This is a genomic window from Pseudomonas sp. AC169 (assembly GCF_979258515.1).
In genome coordinates this window covers 5,507,463-5,525,711 of sequence record NZ_OZ409866.1, presented here as the reverse complement: position 1 = coordinate 5,525,711, position 18,249 = coordinate 5,507,463, and the positions used below count along the sequence as shown (strand labels likewise).

The following is an 18,249-nucleotide window of genomic DNA, read 5'->3' as shown; positions in this document are numbered from 1 at the left end:
CAGAGGGAGAGGGAACTGATTGGGGGATGCTGTAGAGGTTCGCCGACATGAACGATCGCTACTGAATCCATAATCGACTCGGTCTTTCAGGTCGATGTATGACGCCAGACACCTCGGTCAGTCCCCTCTCCCTCTGGGAGAGGGTTAGGGTGAGGGGCTTTTGCCTTTACAATGCTCGCCACCTCAAACACCGGCCCGCCCATGGACATCGATCTCGCTCGCACCTTTCTGGAAATCGTCCGTCACGGCAGCCTCGCCGCGGCCGCGCAGAAGCTGTTCGTCACGCAAACGGCGATCACCGCCCGGGTGCAAAAACTCGAAAGCCAGTTGGGCAGCACATTGTTCGTGCGCAACCGCGCCGGGGCGAAACTGACGCCCAATGGCGAGGCCTTTGTGGTCTACGCCAATCAACTGGTGCAGACCTGGGAGGCCGCGCGCCGCGATCTGCCACTGCCCGAGGGTTATCACAACGTGCTGCACATCGGTGGCGAAGTCAGCCTGTGCAACCCGTTGATGCTCAGTTGGGCGGCGGAGCTGCGCGAGAAGATTCCAGGGCATGCCCTGCGCATGGAAATCCGCGACGGCGAAAACCTGCTGCGCCAACTCGAGCTCGGCGTGCTCGACGCCGCGCTGGTGTATCAACCGGAATACTGGCCGGGCTTGCAGGTCGAGCAAGTGCTGGAAGAAAAGCTGATTCTGGTGCGCGCCCCCGATCGCCCCGATCCCTATGTCTACATCGACTGGGGTCCGGACTTTCGCCGCCAGCATGACGCCGCTCTGCCGGAAAAAGCCAAAGCGGCGCTGAGTTTCAACCTCGGCCCGCTGGCCCTGCAATACATTCTCGAACATGGCGGCAGCGGCTATTTCCGCACCCGCGTGGTGCGCACCTATCTGGAAAACGGCGCCCTGGAAGCGGTGACCAAAGCCCCGGAATTCGGCTATCCGACTTACCTCGTCTACTCCCGCGATCGCGATTCGGCGACGCTGCAGCAAGCCTTCCACCTGTTGCGCGAAGTGATCCGTACCGATGACGACTGGTCGCAACGCTGGAACCCGCTGAGCTGAACCGGTAGCTTCGTACCGGATCATGGCGCATGTGCCATTGAGGTCCGGCCAGCACAAACGGCCGGATCGGCTAATCTGCCGGGTATAACAACAATACCCGCAGGTGACGCAGTGAGGCAGACCACCGAGATATTCCGCAACCGCTACCGTGCGGCCATTCACCCGCGGTACAACCCATGGCTGCACGGTGCCTTCGTGCTGCTGTTCGGCGTGTTGGCCATCGGTGTGTTCTGGAGCAGCGTGCAGCAAGTCAGTCTGCTGGAATGGCTGACGGTGCCGCTGACCCTGCTGTTGTTCAATTTCGGCGTGTACATGGTCCATCGCCATCTCGGCCACCACAAAAAAACCTTCGCGAAAATGTTCTACGCCCGGCATGCGGGCGATCATCACAGCTTCTTCACGCCCGGACACATGACCTACGACAGTGCGCGAGACTGGCGGGTGATCCTGTTCCCTGCCTGGCTGATCGTGCTGCACACACTGCTGATTACCCTGCCGCTGTGGTGGTTGTTGGCACAGCTAAACGCCAACGTCGCCGGGCTGTTCGGCGGTTGCATGGTGCTCGGTTATCTGACATACGAAATTTTCCACGCCTGCGAACACCTGCCGCCGCACAACCCGCTGACGCGCCTGCCGTGGATCCGCCAGATGCGCCGCTTGCACGAACTGCATCACCGCCGCGAGCGCATGCAGGAGCGTAATTTCAACATCGTTCTGCCGCTGATGGACTACCTGTTCGGCACCCTGTACTGGGAGCCGGAAACCGCCCCTTTGAGCTACGCGAGAATGCCCATGACCCGCATGCAGCACACCGTCGATATCGCTGGCGACCCGATTGCCGTGCTCGCCTACGCCGCCAGCGTTGTTCGCTGGCCGGAGTGGCACCCGTCGTCGCTGAAAATCGACGGCGCCCACGGCCCGCTGCATGCCGGCGCGTGCTTCGAAGAGGACATTCACGCGGGTGGACGTGAAGGCCATTTGAGCTGGGAGGTCACCGAGTATTTGCCCGGTCGGCGCTGGTGCGCGCGGGCGCAAGGCGATCATGGACTGTCGTTGCTGCTGACGTATGAATGTGCCGCCGAAAGTAGCGGCACGCGGTTTGTGCGCACGCTGGATTATCGCTTCGACGGTCTGGGCATGCGCATCGCCAATCGCTTGCTGCTGAAACGGCGCATCGAGCGCGAATCTGCCGCGTCGATGCTGGCGCTGCGCGACACGGCAAAGCAATTCCTGGCATCGGCGAGGGCCATCGCGTGAAGCTGAGACATCTGCTGTTATTGCTGGTCCTCATCCTTATCGCGTTCTTGTTGTTGATGCCCACCAAAGTCGAACCGGTGGCCTGGACACCCGCGCCGGCGCCTTCGCTGACAGAAGGCATTTACGCCGAGAACCAGAAACTCAAAGCGGCAGCACAGGTCGGGCCCAGCGACATCGAAGGGCCGGAAGCCTTGCTGCTGGAGAGCGATTTCCTGATCACCGGGCTGCACGACGGCCGACTGATCCGCACCAGCCTCGACGGCCAGCAGCGCAAGGTACTCGCCGACACCGGTGGTCGCCCGCTGGGATTGGCCCGACATCCGAATGGCTTGCTGGTGATCGCCGACGGGGTCAAGGGCTTGCTGTCCCTTGATGCGCAAGGCCAGTTGATTCCTTTGACCACGGCGGCCAATGGTCTGGCATTTGGTTTCACCGATGACGTGGCCATCGACAAGTCCGGGCATTACGCCTACTTCAGCGACGCCTCCAGCCGCTGGGGTTATGGCCATGATGGTGAGGCGATCATCGAGCATGGCGGCGACGGACGCCTGTTGCGCTATGACTTTCAGAGTGGCAAAACCAGCGTGCTGCTGGACAGACTGCAGTTCGCCAACGGCGTGACGCTCGGCCCGGACGATGCCTATGTGCTGGTCAACGAAACCGGCGCCTATCGCATCAGCCGCTATTGGCTGACCGGGCCGAAAGCCGGCACTCACGACCTGTTCATCGACAACCTGCCGGGGCTGCCGGACAACCTGGCGTTCAATGGCAGCAATCGGTTCTGGGTAGCGCTGTATGCGCCGCGCAATGCTCTGCTTGATGGCACTGCCGGACATCCGTTCGTGCGCAAGATGATCGTGCGGGCGTTGACTGTTTTGCCTAAGCCTGTGGAGAAGCGCGGGTTTGTGTTGGGACTGGATCTTGAGGGAAAGGTGATTGCCAATCTGCAGGACGCCAGCAGCGGCAATTATTCGCCGATTACCACGGTGCGTGAGTATGGGCCCTGGTTGTATTTTGGTTCGTTGAAGGCGACGCATATGGCGCGGATGCCGTTGGATGCGGCGCTGAAGTGAGCCATGAGAATTCTGTGTTGCATGGGCAGACGCCTTCGTGAGCAAGCTCGCTCCCACAGTAGATATCTGTTGGCCACAAATGCTGTGACCAGCAAATAACCCTGTGGGAGCGAGCTTGCTCGCGAATGCGGTCGGTCAGTTACTGGACTTGTCGAACTTGTCCGGATCTTCATCTTCAGGCAGATCCTCATCCGGCTCTTCGGGATTGGCCGTGGTATGCGCCGGACTGTTGGGTTCGGGATGTGTGGGAACCGGGTCGAATGCACCCTGCTCTTCACTGGGGAATTTGGGATCGTTCATAAGGCACCTCGCAAAGAGTCGCTGATGGAAGACTCTGTTCATTCGAGGTGCCGGTCGGGGCTGTCGTTCCAGTCAATCCGCAACCGTAGGTCGGCGGATCAACCGGGCCTCAGGTTCGCGCCTGTAATTGTTCGACGATCTTGTCTTTGACCTGCAAGCGCTTTTCCTTGAGTTTTTTCAGCGTGTCATCGCTGGGAGCATCCGAGGTGGCAGTCTCGGCCTTGACTACTTCGGCGTCCGCCTGGGAGTACTTGTTGATCAGTGCGTCCAGATGTGGATCCGCGGTGCGTTTTTGCTGGATCTCTTCCTTCGTAAGCTTCAAGTCCTGTAACAGATCATGGGTCACCGGCATGGAACACCTCCGTCAGTTGATCGGCTGGCCACCGCGACCGATTGCGCTGACCAGTTATCAGAATGGCCTCGGTTGCAGGGTTCTGTCGACCACCTGTCAGACCAGCGGTGCCCGTTCGTCGCCCTGGCGCAAATGCGATCAAACCTTTATTCGTCGCATTGCCTCCATTGGTTAACACCAACAAAAACTGCGTGGAGATACACAATGGACGGATTCAAGCTGCGTCATCTGGTTCTGGCTGTCGCTTTGAGCAGCGGCATGGGCAGCGCTTTCGCTGCGACTGACAATGATTTTGTCGATAATGCCGCGGCCGGTGGGATCGCTGAAATCGAAACCAGTCGTCTCGCCCTGGAAAAAAGCCAATCGGCTGATATCAAGGCGTTCGCCAACATGATGATCACCGATCACGGCAAGGCCAACGACGAACTGGCGACCATCGCCAAGGCCAACGACATCGAAGTCCCGGACACCACGACTCTGGTCAAACAGGCCAAGGAAAAAATTCTCGAAGTGCGTGATGAATCCTTTGATGCCGCTTATTCCAATAATCAGGTGAAGGCGCACGAAGAGACTATTGAGCTGTTCAAGAAACAGGCCAATACCGTGACGGATGACAAGGTCAAAGGCGCCCCTGAATTGAAGGCGTTTGCGCAGAAAATGCTGCCGGCGCTGGAAAAACATCTGGCAGCGGCCAAGGAGCTGCAGGCCAAGCATCCGAGCAAGTAAAAAGCCTTACCCTCACCCCAGCCCTCTCCCGAAGGGAGAGGGAGCCGACCGTGTTGAATGTTCGAGTTACGCCGACCTGAAAGTCCTGCGTCGAACTCAGGTTCTGAACAGCCGCTGACCTGAAAGTCCTGCGTCGAACTCAGGTTCTGAACAGCCGCCGACCTGAAAGTCTTGCGGCGAACTCAGGTTCTGAACAGCCGCCGACCTGAAAGTCTTGCGTCGAACTCAGGCTCTGAACAGCCGCTGACCTGAAAGTCCTGCGTCGAACTCAGGTTCTGAACAGCCGCTGACCTGAAAGTCTTGCGTCGAACTGAGGTTCTGAACAGCCGCTGACCTGAAATCTCGAGTCGAACCTGGCTTTTGAAAGGCACCGAGATCGGCTCCCTTTCCCCCTCGCCCCCTTGGGGGAGAGGGCTGGGGTGAGGGGGATCGATATCAGCCACACCACCAGACTCAAGCGTAAAAAAAGGCCGCATCCAAATAGATGCGGCCTTTTCATACCCGCCGAAATCAACCGCCATCCGTATCAATATCGGCATCGGTTTCCTCGCCCGGCTTGGCCCGGTCCGGTTTTGGCTCGAAGCCCGGACTGAACTCATTGTCGTTGTCCGTGTGCTGGTTCTTCTGATCCACCGCCGGATCGCCACTTTGCGCCTGCCCGCCATCGCCCTGCTGCTGCGTCGGCGCCGGCTGCCCCGGTATCTGCGGGTCGATTGCCGGATCATTGCGATTGATCGGTTCGCCAGATTGGCTCTGCTTCGTTTGCTCGTTCATGGCCACCTCGTTGGTCAAACACCCCCAGCGCACATCCGCCGGGTGTTAAAGATTCGAAGCCTGCCCCGCGCCATCGTTCAAAACTTCGCCGCTCGCGGCCACGCCGACTAGAGTTACCGGGACGTTACTTGCGCCAGATCAAAAATATACGCGCATGAACGAACAACTATTTCGAACGGCAAATGTCGATCACTTCGCGGCGATCATTTTCACGACCGCCCCCCAATTCGCGACGGAGCAACAGGCACATGGCAGCACTGCAGAACAGCACACTCGATGCGATGAAAAACAAACAAGCACAACTGCTGGGCGAATGGATCAATGGCCTGCAAGCCAGCGGCGCCACCCGCAACCTGAAAGATCACGATGTACAGCAACAAACCAGCGAGTTCCTGCAACTGGTAGTCAGTGGTATCGAGAGCGACAACGGCACCAACATCGCAACGCCGGGCTGGGAAGCCACCCGCCAGTTTCTCGAAAAGCTCTCTCACAGTCGCGCCCTGCTCGGCCAGGATTCGCAGCAGACCGCGAGTTTCATCTTCGCCCTCAAAGGCCCGCTGTTTAACCTGCTCCAAAGTCATTACAAAGACCAACCGGCGCTGCTGGCCGAACAACTCTGGGAAGTGTCCGAGCTGCTCGATGCGTTCGGCATGCACACCATCCGCACCTTTCAGAAATCCCGCGAAGCGGTGATCAAGCGTCAACAGGAAGAACTGCTGGAACTCTCCACTCCGGTGGTCAAGCTGTGGGACGGCGTGCTCGCCCTGCCGATGATCGGCACCCTCGACTCGCAGCGCACGCAAGTGGTGATGGAGTCGCTGCTGCAACGCATCGTCGACACCGGTTCGGAAATCGCCATCATCGACATCACCGGCGTGCCGACCGTCGACACATTGGTCGCGCAACACCTGCTGAAAACCGTCACCGCGATCCGCCTGATGGGCGCCGATTGCATCATCAGTGGCGTACGTCCGCAAATTGCCCAGACCATCGTCCACCTCGGCCTCGACCTGCAAGGCGTGGTGACCAAAGCCAATCTGGCCGACGCGTTGAAACTTGCCCTGACCCGTCTGGGTGTCAGCCTCGTCAAGACGGTATAAGCATGGAACGTATCCCGATTTTGCAAATGGGCGACTTCCTGCTGGTGACCATTCAGGTCGACATGCATGACCAACTCGCCCTGACGCTGCAAGACGACTTGTCCGAGCGCATCAGCAAAACCTCGGCGCGCGGGGTGTTGATCGACATCTCGGCGCTGGACATGGTCGACTCGTTCATTGGCCGGATGATCGGCACGATTTCCGGACTGTCGAAAATCATGGACGCCGAAACCGTGTTGGTGGGCATGCAGCCGGCGGTGGCGATTACCCTGGTTGAACTCGGCATGACCTTGCCCGGCGTGAGCACCGCACTGAACGTCGAGCGCGGGATGAAACTGCTGCGGGAACGAGTACTGCAACAATGACCGTACGCAGTAGCGGTACTCAACCCATCCATATCGAGCAAGACGTGGTACTGGCGCGCCAGACCGCACGCAAGCTCGCCACCGAATGCGGAATGCGCCTTATCGACCTGACGAAAATGGTCACGGCGGTCAGCGAACTGGCGCGCAACACCATGGTTTACGGTGGCGGCGGCGACATGGACTGGCAGATTCTCGATGAAGATCACAAGGTCGGCCTGCGCCTGACCTTTCGCGACGAAGGCCCGGGGATTGCCGACATCAAACTGGCGATGACCGACGGCTGGACGTCTGGCAGCGGCATGGGGCTGGGCCTGACGGGCGCGAAACGGCTGGTCGAAGAGTTTGAACTGGAAACAGAGCCTGGCAAGGGCACTCGAATAACGATCACCCGATGGACATGAATATCGTGGGGACGTTGACCCAGGTTCTGCCAATCGAAGACAGCAGCCAGATCGGCCACGCGCGGCGCACGGCGCAACAACTGGCCGAACAACATGGCTTCGACGAGCGCGATGCCGGGCGCGTGGCGCTGGTGGCGACGGAGCTGGCGAGTAACGTGCTCAAGCACGCCAGCCACGGTGAAATGCACTTGCGGGTACTGCCGCGCGCCAATGGTTTTGGCATTGAATTGCTCGCCATCGACCGTGCGCAGGGTTTTGACCTCGAGGCCTGCATGGCCGACGGGTTTTCTACCGGCGGCACCCAAGGCATCGGCCTCGGCTCGATATCGCGTCAGACCGAAGTGTTTGATGTGTACGCCGATGCCCGTGGCGCGGTGTTATTGGCCAGACTGTACGCGCGCACGGATCGCGGCCCTGACATGCGTTTTGGCGTCAGCCAGCACTCGCTGCACAACGATCCGGCGTGCGGTGATGTCTGGCAACTGGCGTATGACAACGGCAGCATCAGCGCGTTGATCATCGACGGTCTCGGTCACGGTGAAGACGCCGAACGCGCCGGCCGCGCTGGTGCGCAAACCTTCGCCCTGATGCCCTTTACCGAGCCAGTGATGCTGATGGAAGACATGCACCGCGACATGATCGGTACTCGCGGCGGCGCTGTCGCGTTCGCCCAGTTCGATGCGCGGCGCGACCACCTGACCTTTGCCGGCGTCGGCAACATCGGCGCCAGCCTGATCAACGCCGAAAAATCCCGCGGCCTGGCCTCGCACCCGGGCATTGTCGGCGTGCAATACCGAAAAGCCCGGCCCTTTGACTATGCTCACGTAAACGGACATCTATTGATCATGTACAGCGACGGCTTGCAGTCCCGTTGGAATCTTCAAGACTACCCCGGTCTGGTGCACCGCCATCCCGCCGTGATAGCCGCCGTCCTGCACCGCGACTTCTGTCGCGGGCGCGACGATGTAACGGTGCTGGTCGTTGCCCTGGAGGCCGCCCATGGCTGAGTCGCCCATTCTGAGCAGCGCGGAACAGGCTGCGCTGATTGCGCAGTTGCAGAGCGAAACCGCGGCCCTGCGCGAAGAACTCGATGAGACCAATCAGGGCGTGCTGGCCTTGTACGCCGAACTCGATGTACAGGCTGAGGAACTGCGCCAGGCCTCGGATCTGAAAAGCCGTTTCCTGTCGTACATGAGCCATGAGTTCCGCACGCCACTGGGTTCGATCCTCAGCATCAACAGCCTGCTCGCCGACGAACTCGACGGCCCGCTCAGTCCCGAGCAACACAAACAGGTAGCGTTCGTCAGCACCGCCGCCCGCGAACTCAGCGACATGGTCGATGATCTGCTCGATCTGGCGAAGATCGAGGCCGGGCGCATCACGATTTCCCCGGCGTGGTTCGACATGTTCGACCTGTTCTCCGCGCTGCGCGGGATGTTCCGGCCAATTGTCGATGCCTCCGCCGTGGACCTGATTTTCGAAGAACCGGTCGGTTTGCCGCGCCTGTACACCGACGACAAGAAACTCGGGCAAATCCTGCGCAACTTCATTTCCAATTCGCTGAAGTTCACCACTCGTGGCGAAGTGCGGGTTTCCGCGCGGCTCGAAGGTGCGGACAAGGTGCGTTTTGCCGTCAGCGACACCGGAATCGGTATCGCTGCCGAGCTGCATGGCGCATTGTTCGAAGACTTTTCCCAGGTCGACTCGCCGTTGCAGAAACGTCTGCGCGGCACCGGGCTGGGCCTGTCACTGTGCAAACGCTTCGCCGCCCTGCTCGGCGGTGAAGTCGGGCTGGAAAGTGCGCCGGGGGTCGGTTCGACCTTTTTCGTGATCATTCCGCTGGCGATCGCTCTGGAGAACGTCGATGAAACGTGACATCCGCCTGTTGATCGTCGACGACAACGTCGCCACCCGCTACGCCCTGCGCCGACGGTTGGAGCGCCACGGCTATGAAGTGCTGGAGGCCGGCACGGGTGGCGAGGGGCTGGCGTTGATCGACAGTGAAGCGATTGATGCGTTGATTCTCGACGTCAATCTGCCGGACATGAGCGGCTTCGACATCGTGCGGATTCTGCGCGCGGACACCCGCACCGCGCTGCTGCCGGTGATCCATGTGTCCGCCGCTTCGATTCAGACCGGCGACATCATCACCGGTCTCGATGCCGGCGCCGACGCCTACCTGATTCATCCAGTGGATCCGGACGTGCTGCTGGCGACCCTGCGCACGTTGCTGCGAGTGCGCGACACGGAAAATGCCCTGCGTGAGAGTGAAGCGCGGTTCCGCGAGATTTTCGTCAACGTCTCCGCACCGATCGCGGTGCTCGATGCCAGCCTCAAGGTGCATGAGTGCAACCATGCTTTCACGCAACTGATTCTCGACAATCAGGACCCGCAAACCCTGCGTGAATGCTTCGCCGAGGAACAGAGCGCCATCCTCAATGAACTGCGCCTGCGGCTGGTCGATGGCGAGCGCTGGAAAGGCACGCTGAACATGCGCGTGCAGGGCGAGATTCGCGAGACCGAATGGCAGATTTCGCCGTACCGCACGCCCGAATTGAGCCTGGTCTTCGTTGAGGACGTTACCGAACACCGCCATCGCGAGCGCTCACATCTGGCGCGCCTGAACGACACCACCACGCAACTGGCCAAAGAGGTCGCCGAACGCGTGCGCGCCGAAGCGCAGTTGCTGCAAGTGCAGAAGATGGACGCCCTGGGCAAACTCACTGGCGGCATCGCCCACGACTTCAACAACCTGCTGACAGGGATCATCACCAGCCTGGAGCTGATCCAGAAACGTGTCGCCGATCAACGTCTGGACAAGGTGCAGTTTTATAGCGAAGCGGCGCTGAATTCAGCGATGAGTGCCGCCTCGTTGACCCATCGTCTGCTCGCCTTCGCCCGTCAGCAGCCGCTGGATACACGGCCGGTGGACATCAACGAGCAAGTCCGTTCGCTGGAAGAATTGCTGGTGCGCACCATCGGTGAGCGGATCACCCTCAAGCTGGAGCTGACCAGCAAACCGGCGATCGCCCTGGTCGACCCGGTGCAGTTGGAAAGCGCGGTGTTGAATCTGGTGATCAACGCCCGCGATGCGCTGCCGGCGGGCGGCAATATCTGGGTCAACACCTACGCCGCCTATTCCCATGGCGATCCGAATCTGGCCGACGGCGCTTACGTGGCACTGTCGGTGCGCGACGACGGTACGGGCATCGAGCACAACGTCATCGACAAGGTCTTCGATCCGTTTTTCACCACCAAACCGTTGGGTCAGGGCACGGGGCTGGGGTTGTCGACGATCTACGGTTTTGCCCGCCAGTCCGGCGGCGATGCGCACATCCGCAGCGTCGCGCGGCGCGGTACGGAAGTGACGATCATGCTGCCCGCCACCACCGACCCGACAGGCGCTGACATCCCCGCACCGGTGGTCGATCCGCAAGGCAGCGGTGAGCATGTGCTGATTGTCGAAGACATGCCGTCGGTGCGCATGTTTGTCACCGAAGTGCTGGAAGACGCCGGTTATCGCTGCACCCAGGCGGCGGATATCGAAACGGCGCTGGAGCGGCTGCAGAATGATTCGTCGATCAACCTGTTGCTGACCGACGTTGGCCTGCCGCGCATGAGCGGCCGCGAATTGGCGGATGTGGCGCGGGGTTGGCGTGACGGATTGCCGATTCTGTTCATGACCGGGTATGCCGAGACAGCGATCAATCGTCAGGTGTTTCTGGGCAGCGGCATGGACATGCTGGTCAAGCCGTTTCAGATTAGCGAATTATTGGATAAGGTCCGCCGCACCCTTGATGGTGCCTGATCAACCGCTTTCGTCGGAACGCCGCCCCGGAGCGAGCTTGCTCCGGGCGGCGTTCCGACGAAGACGTCAGCCCTGCCAACACACCTATCGGTTCAAAGCCCGAGCCAAAAACGGCGCAGTCTTGCTCTTCTTGCTCGCCGCAACCTTCTGCGGTGTACCCGCCACGACAATCCTGCCGCCCTGATTCCCCGCCCCCGGCCCGATGTCGATCACCCAGTCACTCTGCGCCACCACGCGCATTTCGTGCTCGACCACAATCACCGTGTGCCCCGCTGTCACCAGCGTATCCAGTTGCTCCAGCAACCGGTCGACATCGCGCGGATGCAGTCCGGTGGTCGGCTCGTCCAGCACGTACAAGGTCGCGCCGCGCTGGTTGCGCTGCAACTCGGTGGCCAGTTTGATCCGCTGCGCTTCGCCGCCGGACAGTTCCGTGGCCGGTTGCCCGAGCCGCAGATAACCCAAGCCGATATCGCGCAAAACCTCCAGCGAACGACGAATCCCCGGTTGCTCGGCAAACACTGTCACCGCTTCCTCGACGGTCAATTGCAGCACCTGGGCGATGCTCAATCCCTCCCAGAGAATCGCCAGCGTCTGCGGGTTGTAGCGCGCGCCATGGCAGGTCGGGCACGGCGCATAGACACTGGGCATGAACAACAATTCGACACTGACAAAACCCTCGCCTTCGCACATGGCGCAGCGGCCCTTGGCGACGTTGAAGGAAAACTGCCCAGCGTCATAACCCGCAGCCCGAGCAGCATCGGTGGCGGCATAGAGTTTGCGCACGTTGTCGAACAGCCCTGTGTAGGTGGCCAGATTCGAGCGTGGCGTGCGGCCGATGGGTTTCTGGTCGACCTGCACCAGGCGCTTGATCGACTCCAGCCCCGACGTCACCTGGCCGCTGCTGACCTGCGGTGCGTCATCTTCGAGGCTGAGTTCTTCCGGCTCGCGTTCCTGCGCGGGACGGCCCAACTGCGCGCCGACCAGTTCCAGCAAAGCCTGACTGACCAGACTCGATTTGCCGGAGCCGGACACGCCGGTCACCGAGGTAAAGCAGCCCAGCGGGAATTCGGCACTGAGGTTGTTCAGGTTGTTGCGGGTGATCCCGTCGAGTTTCAGCCACGCCGTCGGCTTGCGCGCCGTGCGCGTCTGACGCTGAGATTCGGCAAACAGATAGGCCCGCGTCTGCGACTGTTCGATCTCGGCCAGACCAGCCGGCGGGCCGCTGTACAGCACCTGCCCCCCCTGCTCCCCTGCTGCCGGGCCGACGTCGATCAGCCAGTCGGCGCGGCGCATGGTTTCCAGATCATGCTCGACCACAAACAGCGTGTTGCCGTCAGCCTTCAAGCGCTGCAACGCCTCGAACAACGCCTCGCCATCGGCTGGATGCAAACCGGCGGAGGGTTCGTCGAGCACGTAGATCACCCCGAACAATTGCGAACCCAATTGTGTCGCCAGGCGCAAGCGCTGCAACTCACCGGACGACAGCGTCGGCGTGCTGCGCTCCAGCGCCAGATAACCAAGGCCCAGATCGGTCAGGGTGCTGACCCGCTCCAGCAGATCCTCGGCAATGCGCTGCGCCGCCAGACGTTTTTCCAGCGACAGATTTGGCGTGTGGCGCACATCCGGCGCGGAGCCGTGGCCGCTGGCACCGTGGGCCACCCGCTGCTGGCGGGCCTCGCGGGTTTGCGCGTGGCTCAAGGTCTCGCCCGTTTCTTCAGCCTGCTGCAGATAACTGGCCGCCGCCACCGGCCGCAGCACCTCGGCCACTTGCAGCAACGGCATCTGCGACAGTTCACCGATGTCGTACCCGGCAAAGGTCACTGACAACGCCTCACGCTTCAGACGCTTGCCATCACACAACGGGCAAGGGCTGCCGAGCATGAATTGCGAGACGCGCTTCTTCATCAGCGCACTTTGCGAATGGGTAAACGTGTGCAGGATGTAGCGTCGGGCGCCGGTGAAGGTGCCCTGATAGCTCGGCTCCATTTTGCGTTTGAGGGCGACGCGGGTTTCTTCCGGCGTCAACCCGGCGTACACCGGCACGGTCGGGGTTTCTTCGGTGAAGAGAATCCAGTCGCGCTGTTTTTTCGGCAGCTTCTTCCAAGGGATGTCGACGTCGATGCCCATGGTCACGAGGATGTCGCGCAAATTCTGCCCTTGCCACGCCAGCGGCCAGGACGCCACCGCGCGCTGGCGGATGGTCAGGTTCGGATCGGGCATCATCAGCGCTTCGGTGACCTCATACACCCGGCCGAGGCCATGGCATTCGGGGCACGCACCCTGTGGCGTGTTCGGCGAAAAGTCCTCGGCATACAACATCGGCTGCCCCGGCGGATAACTGCCGGCACGCGAATAAAGCATGCGGATCAGGCTCGACAACGTGGTCACGCTGCCCACCGACGAGCGCGTACTCGGCGTACCGCGCTGCTGTTGCAGGGCCACGGCCGGCGGCAGGCCTTCGATGGAATCGACATCCGGCACGCCGACCTGATCAATCAGCCGCCGCGCGTACGGCGCCACCGATTCGAAGTAGCGGCGCTGGGCTTCGGCATACAAAGTCGAGAACGCCAGCGACGACTTGCCCGAACCGGACACCCCGGTGAACACCACCAGCGCATCGCGGGGGATGTCGACATCGACGTTCTTCAGGTTGTGTTCACGGGCGCCGCGTACCCGGACCATGCCGGCGGGTGCTTTGGAGGTACGTTTGGAAGTCATCGACCTGCCTTGGTAAAGGAATGTTCAGCGCTCAGCTCCCGAGTACCACCCTGATCATCTGCAGCAACGCTTCCGGGCTATACGGTTTGCCGAGCAAGTGCGTGTCGGGACTCAACTGATGATTGCGCGAAATGATGTCGCGGGTGTGTCCGGAGGTGAACAGTACCGCCACCGGCGGCGTCTGCACCTTGGCCCAGGCAAACAGGTCAGAGCTTTTGATCAGCCCGGGCATGACCACGTCGGTGAAGATCAGGTCGACCTCAACACCTTCGAGGAGCATTTGCATGGCCGCATCGCCGTGGCCGGCGGTCAACACGCGGTAACCTTCCTCGCGCAACAACTCGACGGCCGAGGCGCGCACCGCGTCGTTGTCCTCGACCACCAGAATCGTTTCGTGGCCGCCGCTCTGCTGCCTTTGCAGATTGGGTGATTCCTCAAGGATCGGCCGCAGGCTGCGCGGGAAATACAATTGCACCCGAGTACCCTCGCCCAAAGCGCTGGTGATTTCGACATGCCCGCCGCTCTGTTTGACGAAGCCGAACACCATACTCAGACCCAGCCCGGTGCCCTGACCATCGGCCTTGGTGGTGAAAAAGGGTTCGAACACCTGCTCGAGAATATCGGGCGGGATGCCTGCACCGGTGTCACTGACGGCAACGCGGACAAACTCGCCGGGGACAATGCCTTTACCGGCACAGAACTCGCGATCGAGCCGCACATTGGCCGCGCTGAGCGCAATAGTACCCTCGCCCTTCATCGCATCACGGGCGTTGATCGCCAGGTTGAGAATGGCGTTTTCCAACTGGTTACGGTCGACGTTGATGTGCCACGGTTGCTGCGGTAACTGCACGTCGATCTGAATGGTTTCGCCCAGCGCGCGCTGCAACAATTCGCCGACGCCTTCGAAGATCTGCCGCGGATTGCACACCGCCGGCGACAACGGCTGGCGCCGGGCAAACGCGAGCAATTGCGAGGACAGCTTGGCACCGCGCTCGACCGCCGCCAGCGAGGCACTGACACGGCGTTGCACATTGGCGTTGTTCGGTTCGTGGCGCGCGAGCAGATGCAGATTGCCGGCGATCACTTGCAGCAGATTATTGAAGTCGTGAGCGACGCCGCCGGTCAGTCCGCCAATGGCCTCGAGCTTCTGCGACTGGCGCAACTGCTCTTCAGCCGCCAGCCGCGCCTCGACCTCTTCGCCCACGCGCTGTTCGAGGTTACGGGTAAATTTGAGCAGGGATTCTTCGGCAATCTTGCGCTCATGAATGTCGATCAACACGCCGGGAAAGCGCAACGGCTTGCCCTGCTCGTCGAACTCGCAGCCGCCGCTGGCCAGCACCCACAGATAACTGCCGTCGCCACGCTGGACGCGGTATTCGGCGTTGTACGGTTCACCGGTTTGCACAGAACGGGCGACGCGCTCTTGTACCCAGGCGTGGTCATCGGGATGGATGCGCGATTCGGCAATGTTCTGGGGCAGATTGCTCAGGTCCTGATCCGGCGGATAGGAGAAGGTGCGGGCGAAACGCTCATCTGCCGACAGCGTGTCGTTTTTTACGTCCCACACAAACGAGCCGAGCAAAGCCCCGGCATTCAGCGCCAGACGAACCCGTTCATTGTCGGCGCGGTAAGCCTTTTCGGCGGCCTGACGGCGGCGTTCGGAGTGCATGAATTCAGTGGTTTCCACCACCATCGCCATCACCCCGGCGGGCACACCGTCATCATTGGCGACCGGGCTGTAATACAAATCCATCCAGACGTCTTCGGGAACGCCATCGCGCAGCAGCACCAGTTCCTTATTGCGGAAGGACAAGGTGCCGCCCGCCAGACAGGTGTCGACCACATGCCGGTTGAACTCGGCGACTTCCGGCCATCCCAACTCGACCGGCGCGCCAAGGAGATACGGATGGCGGCCCCCGGCGAATTTCGAATAGGCATCGTTGTAGATCATGTAGCCGGCACGGCCCCAGAGCATGACCATCGGCAGCGGCGAAGCCAGCATCAATTGCACGGCGCTGCACAGACTGGCTGGCCAACTGTTCAGCGGGCCGAGTTCGGTGCGGGTCCAGTCGAACGCGCAGATGCGCTCGGCCATCTCGCCTTTCCAGCCGTCACAACCATGGCTATCGGATAAAAACTGCATCGCCTGACTCAGTGTCCTGTACTGGTTGTCCCGTAAACCTTGCCGCCTAAACGACACGACGCCCGTCTGTTTCGAGCGTCTTCAGTCGTATTGGTTTCATTAGAGGTATAGCCGATTTCATCGCCGCCCGGAGACTAGACCCCGATCAGGTGTTTGAGCGGATGGTAGCCAGTTTTCATCTTCGCAGCGACGTCGAGGATGGCCTTCTCGATTCCGTTCAGATGCATGCAGGTCAGCTCGATGGCGGCGCTCTGATTGCCAGCCTCGATGTACTCGATCAGGCGCAGGTGTTCGTCATCGCGGCAGACTTCGTGACTGTCGTCGTCCAGCGCCGCAGCATACAGCGAGGCGCGGGAGATCAGCTTCTGGAACCAGTCAAGCAGCACCGGGTTATTGAGGCTGCGCGCCAGTTTGATGTGGAACTCACCGAGCAGATGAATCAGCCGTTCGTGATCGCCAGCCGCGTGTGCTTCATCTTCCAGCAGCAGGTGCTCGCGCAAGTCCTGCATCGCTGCGCTGTCCATGCGTCGGCACAGTTCGGTGACGATGCCGATCTCGATCAGCCGCCGGGTTTCGAATAGTGAACGGATCTCTTCGTTGCTCGGCAGTGACACCGATGCACCTTTATTGGGCTCGGTGGTGACCAGCCCATCGGCCTCCAATTGCTTCAACGCGGCGCGCACCGACGTGCGGCTGACATTGAATAACTCGGCCAGCGAGGCCTCGCCCAGCTTCATCCCCGGGCGCAACGAACGCTTGCTGATCGCCTCGTAAACCCCTTGGTAGACGCGGTCGACCGTGGTTTCCGGTTTCTTTTCGGTCATTTGGGTTCCCCTTTAACGTCGAGCAACTGAGTGTCACGCAGGATATAGCCTTCCGCTTCGAGATGCAGGGTCTTGATTTCACGTTGATTGCGGATCACCCATGGGGGCAAGCGTCGCTCTACCTGTCTGCTCGTTGCGAGCAGGGATACAAGCGGCAGGGGGGACGGTGAGCAGGCTCACGCCTACATTTGATCGTTCCACGCGCAGCAAAGGAATGCCGCTATGGACGCTCTGCGTCCACTGAGACGCGGAGCGTCTCGGGATGCATTCCCACGCAAAGCGTGGGAACGATCATTTCCAGCCTCAGTCGGTGCCGTACTTCGGCGAGCGCGGGCCGTACAGAAGGCCTGCGTGCTGGCCGGCCGAGAGCAGGCGATTGCTCGCCACACCGGCAATCGGGTAGCCGGCATCGGTGGAGCTGTTGATGATCTGCTTCACCGCCGCCGTGATCAGCATGCCGATCAGACCGCCACCGCCGTTGTTGCCGCCCTCTTCGCTCGACGCCCGTGCCGAACCGGTCCACAGCGTGGTGCCGCTTTTCAGGTCAACCAGTTTCGCCGTTGCAGTCACTGCGGTTTCGCTGCTGATCACCATGTAACGCGTGCCGTATTCGGTCACGGTGATGTACAGCGCCGCGTCCGCACCGAAGATTTCCTTCAGTTTGTTCGGCGGTGCCTGATGAATGTCGTCCGGGGTGGTCAGGCCGTTCTGGCGGAACGTCTCGTCAACCAGCGTAATCGGCAGCACGTAGTAACCGGCCTCGGCCAACGGGAACGTCACCTGCGACAACAGGCTGTACGAGGCCTTCACATCCGGCGAAGTGTTCAGCGGTGGCAGCACCAGAATGGTCTTCGGCCGCGCTTGTTTGTAGGCCGAGTAGTCCACGGTTTTGGGGGCGACGCAGCCACCCAGCACGGTCAGGGCCAAACCGGCGGCGAACAGCTTCAAGGTACGCGCAATCATTTAGCGTCTCCGGTCTTGGCGTTCTTGAGCAGGAAGTCCATGTACGTGCCGGACTCGGGGAACAGGGTTTTCTCGGTGTTGAACTGCTGCACCATCTGATCGTCCTTGCCCATGCTCAGGTAGAGCAAGCCAAGGTGCGCGTGGTAGCCCGGCGGTACGGCCTTGCCGGTGGAGCGGATTTTCTGCAGGTCACGTTCCAGCGCTTCGGCCTGGGCTTCTTTCGGCTCTTCACCTTTGAAGTATTCGTAGACCTGGGGCTCGTAGCCTTCCCACTGGTACAGGGTTTTCGGGCTGCTGCAACCGGCCAGCAAGGCGCTGGCGGCCAGCGTCAGCGCCATCAGCGAGCGCGACAAAGTCAGATTCATGGGGTAATGCTCCTT

The 18,249-nt window shown here is 60.9% G+C and carries 19 protein-coding genes; 11 read left to right on the top strand and 8 right to left on the bottom strand.

Annotated elements, in window-relative coordinates; translation table 11 throughout:
- Window positions 1–201 precede the first annotated feature (201 nt).
- The 3 genes from ACZZ0G_RS24710 (at window position 202) to ACZZ0G_RS24700 (ending at window position 3,395) form a co-directional block, all read left to right on the top strand.
- Window positions 202–1,065 carry a LysR family transcriptional regulator gene (locus ACZZ0G_RS24710; RefSeq protein WP_463395926.1) on the top strand — a complete coding sequence of 288 codons (864 nt, stop codon included), beginning with the start codon at window positions 202–204 and terminating at the stop codon, window positions 1,063–1,065.
- A gap of 111 nt (window positions 1,066–1,176) precedes the next feature.
- Entirely contained in the window at window positions 1,177–2,322 is a 1,146-nt protein-coding gene (locus ACZZ0G_RS24705) for a sterol desaturase/SRPBCC family protein (protein ID WP_463557889.1), read from the top strand.
- Window positions 2,319–3,395 (top strand): SMP-30/gluconolactonase/LRE family protein, encoded by a 1,077-nt coding sequence (locus ACZZ0G_RS24700; protein ID WP_463557888.1) that lies wholly within the window; start codon window positions 2,319–2,321, stop codon window positions 3,393–3,395. The genes ACZZ0G_RS24705 and ACZZ0G_RS24700 overlap by 4 nt, the downstream gene beginning before the upstream one ends.
- Before the next feature lie 135 nt (window positions 3,396–3,530).
- Here ACZZ0G_RS24700 and ACZZ0G_RS24695 read toward each other — a convergent pair whose 3' ends face one another.
- Together ACZZ0G_RS24695 and ACZZ0G_RS24690 are read right to left on the bottom strand one after the other, a co-directional pair.
- The gene (locus ACZZ0G_RS24695) at window positions 3,531–3,695 is read right to left on the bottom strand and encodes a hypothetical protein (protein ID WP_007912545.1); all 165 of its coding nucleotides are present in this window, start codon (window positions 3,693–3,695) and stop codon (window positions 3,531–3,533) included.
- Window positions 3,696–3,804: 109 nt separating this feature from the next.
- Window positions 3,805–4,047, bottom strand: coding sequence for a YdcH family protein (locus tag ACZZ0G_RS24690; protein ID WP_016983385.1), 243 nt, complete (start codon window positions 4,045–4,047; stop codon window positions 3,805–3,807).
- Between ACZZ0G_RS24690 and ACZZ0G_RS24685 the strand changes: the two genes are divergently transcribed.
- Both ACZZ0G_RS24685 and ACZZ0G_RS24680 read left to right on the top strand, forming a co-directional pair.
- Entirely contained in the window at window positions 4,046–4,222 is a 177-nt protein-coding gene (locus ACZZ0G_RS24685; RefSeq protein ID WP_463557887.1) for a hypothetical protein, read from the top strand. The genes ACZZ0G_RS24690 and ACZZ0G_RS24685 overlap by 2 nt on opposite strands.
- Window positions 4,223–4,251: 29 nt before the next feature.
- Window positions 4,252–4,773, top strand: coding sequence for a DUF4142 domain-containing protein (locus ACZZ0G_RS24680; protein ID WP_463557886.1), 522 nt, complete (start codon window positions 4,252–4,254; stop codon window positions 4,771–4,773).
- 510 nt (window positions 4,774–5,283) lie between these two features.
- On the opposite strand, the gene ACZZ0G_RS24675 is transcribed toward ACZZ0G_RS24680, so the two are convergent.
- A complete protein-coding gene (locus ACZZ0G_RS24675) occupies window positions 5,284–5,547 on the bottom strand; it encodes a hypothetical protein (protein ID WP_463557885.1) in 264 nt (87 codons plus the stop codon).
- 248 nt (window positions 5,548–5,795) lie between these two features.
- On the opposite strand from ACZZ0G_RS24675, the gene ACZZ0G_RS24670 reads away from it, so the two are divergent.
- Genes ACZZ0G_RS24670 through ACZZ0G_RS24645 form a run of 6 tightly spaced genes read left to right on the top strand, consistent with a single transcriptional unit; the run spans window position 5,796 to window position 11,221 of the window.
- On the top strand, window positions 5,796–6,647 hold the full coding sequence (locus ACZZ0G_RS24670; protein ID WP_463557884.1) for an STAS domain-containing protein: 852 nt from the start codon (window positions 5,796–5,798) through the stop codon (window positions 6,645–6,647).
- Window positions 6,648–6,649: 2 nt separating this feature from the next.
- Window positions 6,650–7,012 (top strand): STAS domain-containing protein, encoded by a 363-nt coding sequence (locus ACZZ0G_RS24665; protein WP_034155679.1) that lies wholly within the window; start codon window positions 6,650–6,652, stop codon window positions 7,010–7,012.
- Complete coding sequence (locus ACZZ0G_RS24660; RefSeq protein WP_007912537.1) at window positions 7,009–7,413, top strand: anti-sigma regulatory factor; 405 nt, start codon at window positions 7,009–7,011, stop codon at window positions 7,411–7,413. Before ACZZ0G_RS24665 ends, ACZZ0G_RS24660 begins: the two co-directional genes overlap by 4 nt.
- Window positions 7,410–8,420, top strand: coding sequence for an ATP-binding protein (locus ACZZ0G_RS24655; RefSeq protein ID WP_463558890.1), 1,011 nt, complete (start codon window positions 7,410–7,412; stop codon window positions 8,418–8,420). Before ACZZ0G_RS24660 ends, ACZZ0G_RS24655 begins: the two co-directional genes overlap by 4 nt.
- Window positions 8,413–9,288: a sensor histidine kinase gene (locus ACZZ0G_RS24650; RefSeq protein WP_463557883.1), complete on the top strand. Its 876-nt coding sequence runs from the start codon at window positions 8,413–8,415 to the stop codon at window positions 9,286–9,288. The genes ACZZ0G_RS24655 and ACZZ0G_RS24650 overlap by 8 nt, the downstream gene beginning before the upstream one ends.
- Window positions 9,278–11,221, top strand: a complete 1,944-nt coding sequence (locus ACZZ0G_RS24645) for a response regulator (protein WP_463557882.1) — start codon at window positions 9,278–9,280, stop codon at window positions 11,219–11,221. Before ACZZ0G_RS24650 ends, ACZZ0G_RS24645 begins: the two co-directional genes overlap by 11 nt.
- An 84-nt stretch (window positions 11,222–11,305) precedes the next feature.
- On the opposite strand, the gene ACZZ0G_RS24640 is transcribed toward ACZZ0G_RS24645, so the two are convergent.
- The 5 genes from ACZZ0G_RS24640 to ACZZ0G_RS24620 form a co-directional block, all read right to left on the bottom strand.
- Entirely contained in the window at window positions 11,306–13,939 is a 2,634-nt protein-coding gene (locus ACZZ0G_RS24640) for an excinuclease ABC subunit UvrA (protein WP_463557881.1), read from the bottom strand.
- 31 nt (window positions 13,940–13,970) lie between these two features.
- Window positions 13,971–16,082, bottom strand: coding sequence for a hybrid sensor histidine kinase/response regulator (locus tag ACZZ0G_RS24635; RefSeq protein WP_463557880.1), 2,112 nt, complete (start codon window positions 16,080–16,082; stop codon window positions 13,971–13,973).
- Between the two features lie 134 nt (window positions 16,083–16,216).
- The gene (locus tag ACZZ0G_RS24630; RefSeq protein ID WP_463557879.1) at window positions 16,217–16,906 is read right to left on the bottom strand and encodes a GntR family transcriptional regulator; all 690 of its coding nucleotides are present in this window, start codon (window positions 16,904–16,906) and stop codon (window positions 16,217–16,219) included.
- 303 nt (window positions 16,907–17,209) lie between these two features.
- Entirely contained in the window at window positions 17,210–17,869 is a 660-nt protein-coding gene (locus ACZZ0G_RS24625) for a DUF799 domain-containing protein (protein ID WP_463557878.1), read from the bottom strand.
- Complete coding sequence (locus tag ACZZ0G_RS24620; RefSeq protein ID WP_034155672.1) at window positions 17,866–18,234, bottom strand: DUF4810 domain-containing protein; 369 nt, start codon at window positions 18,232–18,234, stop codon at window positions 17,866–17,868. Before ACZZ0G_RS24620 ends, ACZZ0G_RS24625 begins: the two co-directional genes overlap by 4 nt.
- Window positions 18,235–18,249: the final 15 nt, after the last annotated feature.

Bases quoted from the DNA above. Each gene is read 5' to 3' on its own strand.
- ACZZ0G_RS24710 (WP_463395926.1), top strand. From the start codon at position 202: ATGGACATCGATCTCGCTCGCACCTTTCTGGAAATCGTCCGTCACGGC.
- ACZZ0G_RS24695 (WP_007912545.1), bottom strand. From the start codon at position 3,695: ATGAACGATCCCAAATTCCCCAGTGAAGAGCAGGGTGCATTCGACCCG.
- ACZZ0G_RS24685 (WP_463557887.1), top strand. From the start codon at position 4,046: ATGGAACACCTCCGTCAGTTGATCGGCTGGCCACCGCGACCGATTGCG.
- ACZZ0G_RS24690 (WP_016983385.1), bottom strand. From the start codon at position 4,047: ATGCCGGTGACCCATGATCTGTTACAGGACTTGAAGCTTACGAAGGAA.
- ACZZ0G_RS24680 (WP_463557886.1), top strand. From the start codon at position 4,252: ATGGACGGATTCAAGCTGCGTCATCTGGTTCTGGCTGTCGCTTTGAGC.
- ACZZ0G_RS24675 (WP_463557885.1), bottom strand. From the start codon at position 5,547: ATGAACGAGCAAACGAAGCAGAGCCAATCTGGCGAACCGATCAATCGC.
- ACZZ0G_RS24670 (WP_463557884.1), top strand. From the start codon at position 5,796: ATGGCAGCACTGCAGAACAGCACACTCGATGCGATGAAAAACAAACAA.
- ACZZ0G_RS24665 (WP_034155679.1), top strand. From the start codon at position 6,650: ATGGAACGTATCCCGATTTTGCAAATGGGCGACTTCCTGCTGGTGACC.
- ACZZ0G_RS24660 (WP_007912537.1), top strand. From the start codon at position 7,009: ATGACCGTACGCAGTAGCGGTACTCAACCCATCCATATCGAGCAAGAC.
- ACZZ0G_RS24655 (WP_463558890.1), top strand. From the start codon at position 7,410: ATGAATATCGTGGGGACGTTGACCCAGGTTCTGCCAATCGAAGACAGC.
- ACZZ0G_RS24650 (WP_463557883.1), top strand. From the start codon at position 8,413: ATGGCTGAGTCGCCCATTCTGAGCAGCGCGGAACAGGCTGCGCTGATT.
- ACZZ0G_RS24645 (WP_463557882.1), top strand. From the start codon at position 9,278: ATGAAACGTGACATCCGCCTGTTGATCGTCGACGACAACGTCGCCACC.
- ACZZ0G_RS24640 (WP_463557881.1), bottom strand. From the start codon at position 13,939: ATGACTTCCAAACGTACCTCCAAAGCACCCGCCGGCATGGTCCGGGTA.
- ACZZ0G_RS24635 (WP_463557880.1), bottom strand. From the start codon at position 16,082: ATGCAGTTTTTATCCGATAGCCATGGTTGTGACGGCTGGAAAGGCGAG.
- ACZZ0G_RS24630 (WP_463557879.1), bottom strand. From the start codon at position 16,906: ATGACCGAAAAGAAACCGGAAACCACGGTCGACCGCGTCTACCAAGGG.
- ACZZ0G_RS24625 (WP_463557878.1), bottom strand. From the start codon at position 17,869: ATGATTGCGCGTACCTTGAAGCTGTTCGCCGCCGGTTTGGCCCTGACC.
- ACZZ0G_RS24620 (WP_034155672.1), bottom strand. From the start codon at position 18,234: ATGAATCTGACTTTGTCGCGCTCGCTGATGGCGCTGACGCTGGCCGCC.